The 9,899-nt window shown below is 37.8% G+C and carries 9 protein-coding genes, 1 riboswitch and 1 other annotated feature; of the genes, 7 read left to right on the top strand and 2 right to left on the bottom strand.

From position 1 onward, the window contains the following. The first annotated feature begins 110 nt into the window (after positions 1-110). A complete protein-coding gene (locus AKA01nite_RS06695) occupies positions 111-701 on the top strand; it encodes a TraX family protein (RefSeq protein ID WP_146924553.1) in 591 nt (196 codons plus the stop codon). A 57-nt stretch (positions 702-758) separates the two neighbouring features. On the opposite strand, the gene AKA01nite_RS06690 is transcribed toward AKA01nite_RS06695, so the two are convergent. Next, positions 759-1,739 carry a biotin--[acetyl-CoA-carboxylase] ligase gene (locus AKA01nite_RS06690; RefSeq protein WP_146924552.1) on the bottom strand — a complete coding sequence of 327 codons (981 nt, stop codon included), beginning with the start codon at positions 1,737-1,739 and terminating at the stop codon, positions 759-761. Positions 1,740-2,021: 282 nt separating this feature from the next. Here AKA01nite_RS06690 and AKA01nite_RS06685 point away from each other — a divergent pair, with 282 nt between their 5' ends. From AKA01nite_RS06685 to cls, 3 genes are all read left to right on the top strand, one after another. Then, positions 2,022-3,704 (top strand): ribonuclease J, encoded by a 1,683-nt coding sequence (locus AKA01nite_RS06685; RefSeq protein ID WP_146924551.1) that lies wholly within the window; start codon positions 2,022-2,024, stop codon positions 3,702-3,704. 14 nt (positions 3,705-3,718) lie between these two features. After that, positions 3,719-3,825, top strand: a riboswitch (TPP riboswitch). A gap of 77 nt (positions 3,826-3,902) precedes the next feature. Then, complete coding sequence (thiT, locus tag AKA01nite_RS06680; RefSeq protein WP_146924550.1) at positions 3,903-4,466, top strand: energy-coupled thiamine transporter ThiT; 564 nt, start codon at positions 3,903-3,905, stop codon at positions 4,464-4,466. Positions 4,467-4,551: 85 nt separating this feature from the next. Next, positions 4,552-6,006 carry a cardiolipin synthase gene (gene cls, locus AKA01nite_RS06675; RefSeq protein ID WP_146924549.1) on the top strand — a complete coding sequence of 485 codons (1,455 nt, stop codon included), beginning with the start codon at positions 4,552-4,554 and terminating at the stop codon, positions 6,004-6,006. A gap of 75 nt (positions 6,007-6,081) precedes the next feature. On the opposite strand, the gene AKA01nite_RS06670 is transcribed toward cls, so the two are convergent. Continuing rightward, positions 6,082-6,405: a hypothetical protein gene (locus tag AKA01nite_RS06670; RefSeq protein ID WP_146924548.1), complete on the bottom strand. Its 324-nt coding sequence runs from the start codon at positions 6,403-6,405 to the stop codon at positions 6,082-6,084. A 135-nt stretch (positions 6,406-6,540) separates the two neighbouring features. Between AKA01nite_RS06670 and AKA01nite_RS06665 the strand changes: the two genes are divergently transcribed. The 3 genes from AKA01nite_RS06665 (at position 6,541) to AKA01nite_RS06655 (ending at position 9,885) form a co-directional block, all read left to right on the top strand. Beyond that, positions 6,541-7,413 (top strand): DegV family protein, encoded by an 873-nt coding sequence (locus AKA01nite_RS06665; RefSeq protein WP_146924547.1) that lies wholly within the window; start codon positions 6,541-6,543, stop codon positions 7,411-7,413. 114 nt (positions 7,414-7,527) lie between these two features. Beyond that, positions 7,528-7,574 (top strand) — a sequence feature (sodium ion sensor (DUF1646 type); this cis-regulatory element may regulate processes involved in with the transportation of sodium ions). A gap of 42 nt (positions 7,575-7,616) precedes the next feature. Continuing rightward, positions 7,617-7,943 carry a hypothetical protein gene (locus AKA01nite_RS06660; RefSeq protein ID WP_146924546.1) on the top strand — a complete coding sequence of 109 codons (327 nt, stop codon included), beginning with the start codon at positions 7,617-7,619 and terminating at the stop codon, positions 7,941-7,943. Further along, a complete protein-coding gene (locus tag AKA01nite_RS06655; protein ID WP_146924545.1) occupies positions 7,930-9,885 on the top strand; it encodes a V-type ATP synthase subunit I in 1,956 nt (651 codons plus the stop codon). The genes AKA01nite_RS06660 and AKA01nite_RS06655 overlap by 14 nt, the downstream gene beginning before the upstream one ends. Positions 9,886-9,899: the final 14 nt, after the last annotated feature.

Here is a 9,899-nt window from a genome sequence, read left to right as displayed (position 1 = left end):
ATCAGAAGGAGACATGCTTTTTTGTCTTTATGACTGTATTGCTATAAGATAAGATGGTATCAGAAAATAAACTTCTTGCTCAAAAAAATAACTGAAAAGGGGCAGAATTTGTGAATAAAGCATTTGACAACAAGCTGAATACAATCAAATGGATAGGCATAGTTACGATGACGATCGATCATATCGGCTTCTTTTTATTTCCTGAGTTATTGTTCTTACGAGTCATCGGACGTATAGCGTTCCCTTGTTTTTTATACAGTACGATAGAAGGAACTGAAAAGACGAGTAACTACAGACATTACATACTTAGGCTCTTTCTTCTGGGATTACTGTCAACGCCTGTAACGGCTAATGAATTAAATGTTCTGTTTTTGCTTGGACTTGTTTCATTATCTATAAAGTTCAAAAAATATACACCTGTATTTGGTCTGTTGAGTGTGTTTGTCGAGTACAGTCTTTACGGATTTCTACTGGGATGGGGCATATACTGGCTGAAAGAAAAGGATGCAAAACAGGGAACTGGATTATTTATAATCATCCAATTACTGACAGGTTTGTCCGTACAAATTTATTCAATATTGTCTCTGCCGATACTTTTAATGAAAAAAGGACTGAAGATGCCTAAATTGCCGCGCTATTTCTTTTATTTTTATTATCCTCTTCACCAATTCGTTTTGATACTGATCGCGATGAACTCATAGCAGCATCAAAAACTAGCAAGCCACTGAAATGCGGCCGAATTTACGGTGATGGGGGGATTAAATATAGCTGTCAGCACCTCGTATAGAGAATGCGCTGGAATTGATGGCCTCTGTTACATTTGTATCATGGTATGTCACGACAAGTCTTCCAAAAGAATCGATCGTTTTGACCGTTGCTTTCCTCTTGTGATCTTTGCCCGTGACCCAGTAATCTTTCCCGATCAAAGCAGAATACTCAGTACATAAGGATAGGAAAGGGCTTGGATCTCCAGTAGTCATATAAGCCAGGTAGTCATTTTCAAAGTGTATTAAAAAACTCTGTATAAGTGCATTCGGATCGACTACTGTGTGGGTTTCTGCTTTTACCGATGATGCTTTATCTCTGAAAGAATCAGGCATGTTGTGCTTATTTAAATTTGTATTGATCCCAATCCCAATAATGATACCCGACAGTGAATCTCCCCTAAATTCAGATTCTATTAAAATTCCGGCAATTTTTTTTCTATTTAAAATGATATCATTCGGCCATTTTATTTTGACATCAGCAATAGACTCGAGTGCCTTGACAAGGGAAGCAGCCGTTAATTGAGTCAGTAAAGGGATTTTTGCGAAATCTATCCTTGGTTTTACTATCACTGACATTGAAATGCTGCCTCCCATAGGAGATGACCAGTTGCGTCCTAATCGTCCCTTGCCAGACGTTTGTTCCTGGGCCAGGATGACCGTTCCTTCTCTATGCTTTGAAAGATTTTCCTTAGCGTATGCATTAGTTGAGCGTAGAGTAGAATGTAAATGTAGAGTTTCCCCTATAAACGTTGTTTCTAAACCTTTTTTTATGTCCAAAAGGGAAACTACAGGGTAAGCTAAACGGTGTTTTTGTTTATGACTGGTGATCGGATAATTTCTGTCTTTCAAATCAGCTGTCAGATTGTCTACACTAGATTCTTCAAGATCCAGCTCGTCAGCTAATTCTAATGATGTAAGTGTTTTAGGATATGAAACATTCAGCAAATGAATCAAACGTTCTTCTATAGTCAATCAACACAACCTCCTTAATATTTTATAATATAAAATTGAATAACTAAGTATATTTTATCAGAATCGGCCAGATTTTTGGTAAAAACAGTTAAAGTAATAAATATTAATACTCCAGTAAAAGCAATAAATGTGATAAAAAATAATTGAGACAGTCTCAGAGTATGAAAACCAACCCATCTATGCTATACTTTAAATACGATTGTTAATGGACGGATGTTACATAGGTGAAAAAAACTATAAAAAATTATAAGCTGGAAAGCTTTTTAAAAGGTGGAAAGAATAGTGAGTAATATAAAAATTATTCCACTTGGTGGAGTAAGAGAAAATGGTAAAAATTTATATGTCATTGAATCTGGCGAGGACATTTTCGTTCTCGATTGTGGTCTTATGTACCCGGAGGATGAACTTTTCGGTATAGATGCAGTCATCCCGGATTTCAGTTATCTCGAAGAAAACAAAGAAAAAATAGCAGGTGTTTTTCTGACTCATGGTCATGAAGATGCTATTGGTGCCTTACCTTATTTTCTAGATAAGTTTGATGTGCCGGTTTTTGGATCAGAGCTAACGATTGAACTAGCTAAACTGTTTGTCAATGAATCAAGCCTGAAATCGTCTTTTGAAGATTATCATGTGATAGATGAGAAGACGGAAATCGACTTCCATGGTACACTGGTCAAGTTTTTCCGTACGACTCATACGATTCCTGATTCAATGGGAATTGCTGTTCAAACAGAAGAAGGAAATATTGTTTATACAGGTAATTTCAAATTCGATCAGAGTGCAAAGGATATGTACAGCACAGACTTGTCGCAAATTGCTGACCTGGGGAAAGAAGGCGTATTAGCTTTACTCAGCGACTCGGGTGAAGCTGAGAGTCCATATGAGAACGTTTCTGAAAAAAAGGTTCAAGAAGAAGTGCTGGATACTTTTAAAAATACAGATAGTAGAATAATCGTCGCTGCTGTAGCAAGTAATATCTTGCGTATTCAGCAAGTGCTGAATGCTGCTTATGAATCCAACAGGAAAGTATTCATAACAGGAAAAAATCTTGAAGCTATTTTGGAAAGTGCTATGAAATTGAACAAGCTGACGCTTCCCGATGAGGAGCTGATCGTTTCAGTCGATCGTATCGACAAATACGATGACGACCGGATCCTTGTACTTGAAACAGGTGCAGCTGGAGAGCCGATCAAAACACTTAATCGCATGGCTGTAGGGAGTCACCCTCAGGTAAATATCAAAGATGGTGATCTGATTTTCATTGCAACGAGTCCGTCAACAGCTATGGAAGTCATGGTTGCTGAAACTGAAAACCTGATTTACCGTGCAGGAGCAACAGTCAAACAAATTTCAGATAATTTAAAAGCGTCCGGTCATGCCACGCCAAACGAACTTCAGCTGATGATCAATTTACTGCATCCAACTTATTTTATACCGATTCAGGGAGAATATAGAATGCTTGCAGCCCATGCTGAACTCGGCAACGAAACAGGGATTCCTTACAAGAATATATTCATTTTAAGTAACGGAGATGTCGTCAGCTACTCTAAAAACAAAATGAAGCAAAGTGGTCAAGTTTCTGCTGACAATACACTGATCGACGGTATTGGGATCGGTGATGTTGGCAACATCGTTTTGAGAGACAGACGTTTGCTTTCAGAAGATGGGATTTTCGTTGCTGTAGTGACGATCGACCGCAAGAAACAAAAAATAGTATCAAATCCGCATATCGTCACCAGAGGTTTTATTTTTGTTAAAGAAAGTCAGGAATTGATCGATAAGTCTTCTGAAATAGTGAAAGATATTGTCAAGAAAAATCTTGAACACAATGATTTTGACTGGGGTTCGATCAAACATGATATAAGAGAAGCGCTCAACAGTCACTTGTTTAAAAAGACCAAGAGACGTCCAATCATCCTTCCAGTTATTATGGAGGTCAATCAGAATAGACGCTTTCGTAAATAAATAATTAAATAAATATACTGTACTAGGGGAGTCAATGTTAGTGACTGAGAGTAAGCTTTTAGTTTAGACCCTTCGAACCTGTACGTTGATACGTGCGTAGGAAGAGTACTTAAATGCGAGTAGGGATATATAGCTTAAATGCAAAAGTATGTTCAAAGCTCCTTCTAGTTCAGTAAAAAAATTAGGAGGAGCTTTTTTATGCAAAACAGAAAGTTACGTATTTATTTAGAAGGAACATTATTTGCATCACTGGCAATGGTGCTTTCATTTATCCCAACAGGTATTGGTTCGTCGTTCAGTGTATCTTTAGGTATGATCCCACTCACTTTTTATGCAGTAAGAAGAGGCGTTATTCCAGGATTATATGCAGGCTTTATTTGGGGCTTACTCCATTTTATAACTGGTTCAGTTTATATGCTGAACTTTTACCAGGTGATCATAGAGTATACTCTAGCCTACGCCTTTACTGGTGCAGCTGGGTTATACAGCAATGAGATTTTAAGTAGTATAGAATCAAATAATAAAAAAATGGTTTACTTTTACATCATTTCTGCTGTCTTTCTTGGAGCAGCCAGTCGATATTTCTGGCACTTTATTGCGGGATGGATATTCTGGGGCGAATATGCATTATGGGGTATGAGCGCCGTGGTTTTTTCCCTTGTTATGAATGGCTTAAGCATGCTGGCGACAGGCTTCGTAACAATGGTAGTCCTGCTGCTTTTATATAAAAACTCACCACTCATTTTTCAGGCGAAAAAATAATCTGTCGATAAAGCAGTTAACTTCTAGACAGAGGATATAAAAGTAATGTACACTAGAAGAAATGAGAGATTAAAAGGAGTCATACATGACTATCATTTCGACAGTTTTCTGGATTATTATATTTTTAAATTCTATATTGGCAATATTCACCGTGTTTCGGGAAAAAGAAAGAGATATCGCAGCAATCTGGGCATGGTTACTTGTTATCATCATGCTGCCAGGATTCGGATATATTATCTATTTATTCTTGGGACGAAAGATTTCCAGAGAAAAGATATTCACTATTCAATCACAGGAACGTATCGGTATGGAACAGCTCGTTGAATCGCAAAAAAAGCTTATAGAGGCAGAAAATTTAGATGTACCTGAATCACAATATCAGGACAAGACATTTGAGCTTATCCAACTGTTTTTGAATGGAAATAAGTCTGTACTGACAAAAGGAAATAAAATAAAGCTCATTCACGACGGTAACGATAAGTTTGATCGACTGCTCAAGGATATAAAAAAAGCGAAAGATCATATTCATGTGACCTACTATATTTTCAGAGACGATGGGATAGGCACTAAACTTGTTAAGGCACTGGAAGAAAAGGCAAAGCAGGGTGTAGAAATAAATGTCCTCTACGATCCGGTCGGGGCCCGAGTACTCGGTAAACATTTTTTTGATGATTTACGTGCATATGGCGGTCAAGTAGAGCCTTTTTTCGGGTCGCGCTTTTTTCTCATCAACCTTAGATTGAATTACAGAAATCATAGAAAAATAGTTGTGATAGATGGGAAAATTGGTTATACGGGCGGGTTCAATGTAGGCGATGACTACTTGGGGCTGTATAAAAATATGGGGTATTGGAGAGATACTCACTTGCGGATCGAAGGAAATGGTGTCAAACCTTTACAGACACGATTTTTGATGGACTGGAATGCTTCAGCAAAAAAAGAAATCATTAAGTATGATGAGCGCTATTTTCCATTTTCAGGTTTGATAGGTGAAACTGATATGCAAATTGTATCTAGTGGTCCTGATAATGAAATGCACGCAATCAAAAAAGGTTTCATTAAAATGATCAGCATGGCAAAAGAATCTGTTTACATCCAAACGCCCTATTTCATACCGGATGAAGCACTGATGGAAACATTGAAAATAGCAATCATGTCCGGCATAGATGTCAAACTGATGCTGCCCAATAAGCCTGACCATCCGTTTATTTACAGGGCAACATTGAGCTATGCAACTGAACTGGTTGACTGCGGAGCTGAAGTTTATATTTATGATAACGGTTTTCTGCATTCCAAGACAATAGTGATAGATGAAGATATTCTTTCAGTTGGGACGGCTAATTTTGATATCAGAAGCTTCAAGCTGAATTTTGAGGTTAATGCATTTTTATATGACAGAGGCTTGGCAAAAAAACAAGTTGAGCTTTACAAAAAGGATATCAGCACATCATTCTTACTTACTGAGGAGATAATACAGGGTTATTCTAAATGGGAGCTTTTTAAACAACAGTTTAGTCGATTGTTTTCGCCTATTTTATAAATTACTGATAAAAAACGCTGAAGAGGTTAGACTAAATGAACGATCGCTAGTCTAACCTCTTCAGCGTTTTATTTTTTATTTATTTACTTTTCTAATATGTCTTATATCACGCGCATTGATCAAGTAAGTAATCGATTTTTGGTCTGATTTAACTATGATCTGAGTCGATTTGGGTGAAAAATAAACTGACCCTCTGAACTCACTGACAGTTTCTGATAGTGAAGTAGGATTGACTTGAACGATAACAGGAAAGTGTTGTTTAACTGATTGCTTTAGAAAGGTTGTAATTTGCGTTTTTGGCATTTGTGGTTGGACACTTGTTATAGAAGGGAACAAAGAACCGTATCCCTTTTTCAAGTAATGAACGAATGAAAGTCTGTTCATAGCGTTTATATTCATGTTTATCCTCTCCCGAACGTATGTTACCTATATTATATAATACGAACATACATTCGTCAATAAACAATTTCATTTATTTTGTTTCTGTTTTTATCAAAATTGCGTATAATATAAGTTGAAAGGAGTGATTAGAAAATGGATTATCAGATCATTACTGATTCATGCAGTGATTTACCATTGGAATTCGTTGAAAAATATAACCTGGATATCTTCAATTTCATAATCAGAATGGGAGAAGAAGAGTTAGTTGACGATATGGGCAGGCATTTTGACAAACAAGTATTTTTTCAACGACTTAAAGATGGTGAAACAGCTTCAACTTCTCAAGTCAATATACATACGTACTTAGAAAGGTTTAAATCGTATGTTGAAAAAGGTATACCCGTGGTTTATTTAGCTTTCTCTTCTGCTTTGAGTGGATCATATAATTCAGCTCTTCAGGCGAAAAAAATGCTGGAAAAAGAATATGAAAAAGTCGATATAGATATTATCGATACAAAAGCTGCCAGTTTAGGACTTGGATTGTTAGTCTACGAGGCTGCTCAGAAAAAAAATGAGGGATACAGCAAAGACGACCTTCGTGGTTGGGTAGAAGAAAACAAGCTGAATTATCACTCTTTTGTTACTGTTGAAGATATCAAGCACCTCCATCGAGGCGGAAGAATTTCTTCAACAGCTGCAACTGTGGGGGCTATACTTAATGTGAAACCGGTCCTCATTATGAATAATGAAGGAAAACTCGTCCCTAAAGCTAAAGTAAGAGGGAAGAAAAAAGCACTGAGACATTTGACCGATCAGACCATCGGACAATTGGTTGAACCAAAAGAGCACGCGATTTTCATCGGACATGCGGGGGTTCAAGAAGAAGCAGAATTTATCAAGAAGAAGATTTTGGAAAAGGCTGAACCGAAAGAAATCATCATATCAGAGTATGGTCCGACGATTGCCGCCCATACAGGATTCGGCTCGATTTCTGTTTTTAGTTATGGAAAAAAAAGAACCGATTGACCCCCTGTGATTGGGTCTGTTTTAATTGTATCGAATAGTATGTTAGTTGACATGAACTGCCTGATCGTGATATAATTGAGTCGCTGTAAAATATTAGTCATAATTTTTTTATACGGTTGGGCGTTAGCTTTCAAGGAAAATTTCTTCTGGGGTGAGAAGAAGCTTGTTAGTTGCGCCCAATTTTTTTTGAAAGGGGGAAAAGAATGAACCGGGAAGCTATAAACTATGTGAAGGAAGCAGAAACGAGAGTAGACGAACTGCGGGCCAACATGGAAAAAGAGATCAGAGAGATCGAAGAGCAAAAAGAACAGGAAATTATGAAGTACCAGGAAGAAACAAGGCAGCAACTGGATGTCTATGAAAAAGAGCAGTTCAAAGTCGTGGAACAAGCCTTGGAAAAAGATGAACAGGAGATGAATGAAGCAGTGCAGGCAGAGACTGTAAAGTTCGATGCTGCTTATAAAGAAAAACAAGATGTGTTAGCCAATCGAATAGCAGAGGAGGTATTGCATCGATATGGCAATAGCTAAGATGAAGAAAATGACTTTATTGGCAGAACATACGCATAAAGAGGAACTGTTGAAGAGTGTTCAGGAGATGCAGAGCCTTGAAATCATTTCGCTGGCCGATAAAGATGATGAAGACTTGTTAAAAGGATTTACAAAAGAAACATCTGATAAAAAAGTGATGGGACTGGAAACCAAACTGCAGGATATCGAGTATGCTATCGATTATCTAGACGATTATGTAGCCCAGCCGGGTATGATCGAAAAACTGAAATCCAAAAGAGACGTGTACACACTTGCTGAACTGGAAAGTCATGTTGAAGCAGTGGATATAAATACCTTACTTGATCGGGTTTCAGTAAAAGAGCAGGAAATAAATGCGATCAGTGAAGAGTTGAAAAACCTGTCCCAGGAAGAACAGTTTCTCAGAAAATGGCGTAATCTCAACTTTATGCCTGATGAGGTAAATCGTTTCAAACTCATGAAAGTCATGGTCGGCACAGTGGACATAGAACACGCTGAACCGATTATTGATACTGTGAAAGAAAATGGCAAGGTGTATTACGAAGAAATTTACAGACGAAGCGATGAAGTGGCTTATCTTTTTATTCTCCCCAAGGATGAAGTCAAAGCATTGACAGATGATCTCAGTCAGTACAGCTACAGGGCGTTGAGATATGATTATAACGTTCTACCAGAAGATGCTTTGTATACCAATCTGATCGAACAGAAAGAAAAGAAAGAAAGACTGGCAGATCAGAAAAAAGAAATGTCGGGATGGAAGTCGCTTTATAAAGATTTGCAGTTAGCTGAGGAATATTACTACAATTTATCTGAAAGAAATAAAGCGAAAGATATTCTCATTGACAGTCCTCATTTGTTTATAATGACTGGATGGATCGAAGAAGATAAAATCGAGAATTTAAAAGCCAATATCAGCGAGGAAATTGGTGAAAACAACTTTGTGGTTCTAACAGATGAAATAAAGATGGAAGAATACAGGAATGTTCCTATTGTTCTTAAGAATAATAAGTTGATCCAACCCTTTGAAATGATTACAGAGATGTTCAGTTATCCTCAGTATAACGAGGTTGACCCCACGCCATATATGTTTCCTTTTTTCATGATCTTCTTCGGAATGATCGGCGCTGATTTAGGTTATGGCTTGATACTCTGGGCAGCGACATTTGCCGGATTGAAATACTTCAACATGGAAGGCTCACAAAAACGATTTATTAAGTTTTTGCATATCCTGTCATATCCAACTATGGCTTTTGGGCTGTTTTTTGGAAGTTTCTTCGGAGTGGAACTGCCCATACAAGTGCTCTCACTTCAAGATGATGTCATTGAAATCATGATCATTTCTGTAGCTATCGGAATATTCCAGCTGGTATTTGGACTGATTATGAATGGGATCATTAAAGGACGTCAAGGGCAAAGGGCATCCAGCTATATTGACGGCTACGCCTGGGCGATGATGCTCATAGGGGTCGTTCTTTATGTCCTGGGTTCAATGGTTTTCGATATGCCTTTACTGTCACAGATTGGTATTGGACTTGCATTGATCAACGTCGTTGGTATTTTGGTAATATCCACGATCTCAAGCAAGAACAAAGGACTTGGATTTGGACTTGGCTTGTATAATTTATATGGCGTTTCCGGTTACATTGGCGACATCGTTAGTTATACTCGTCTGATGGCTCTAGGGGTCGCAAGTGCGAACATTGCAATGGCATTTAACTTGATCATCGGTTTCTTGCCACCATTGATCAGATTCACTGTAGGTATCGTTCTGATCATTGCGTTGCAAGCTTTAAATATCGCTCTTGCTTTCCTGAGTGCATATGTTCACTCGTCAAGACTGCAGTATGTCGAGTTTTTCGGTAAGTTCTTTGAAGGCGGCGGTAAACCGCTCGTTCCACTTAAGACGTTGGAAAAACATATATGGTTGAAAAAAAGAAATTAATTAAAAAAATGGAG

Origin of the sequence: Alkalibacterium kapii (assembly GCF_007988865.1) — a bacterium.
Lineage (GTDB): Bacteria > Bacillota > Bacilli > Lactobacillales > Carnobacteriaceae_A > Alkalibacterium > Alkalibacterium kapii.
Note: the sequence above shows the minus strand (reverse complement) of the source record. Positions and strands in the feature narration are given on the sequence as shown.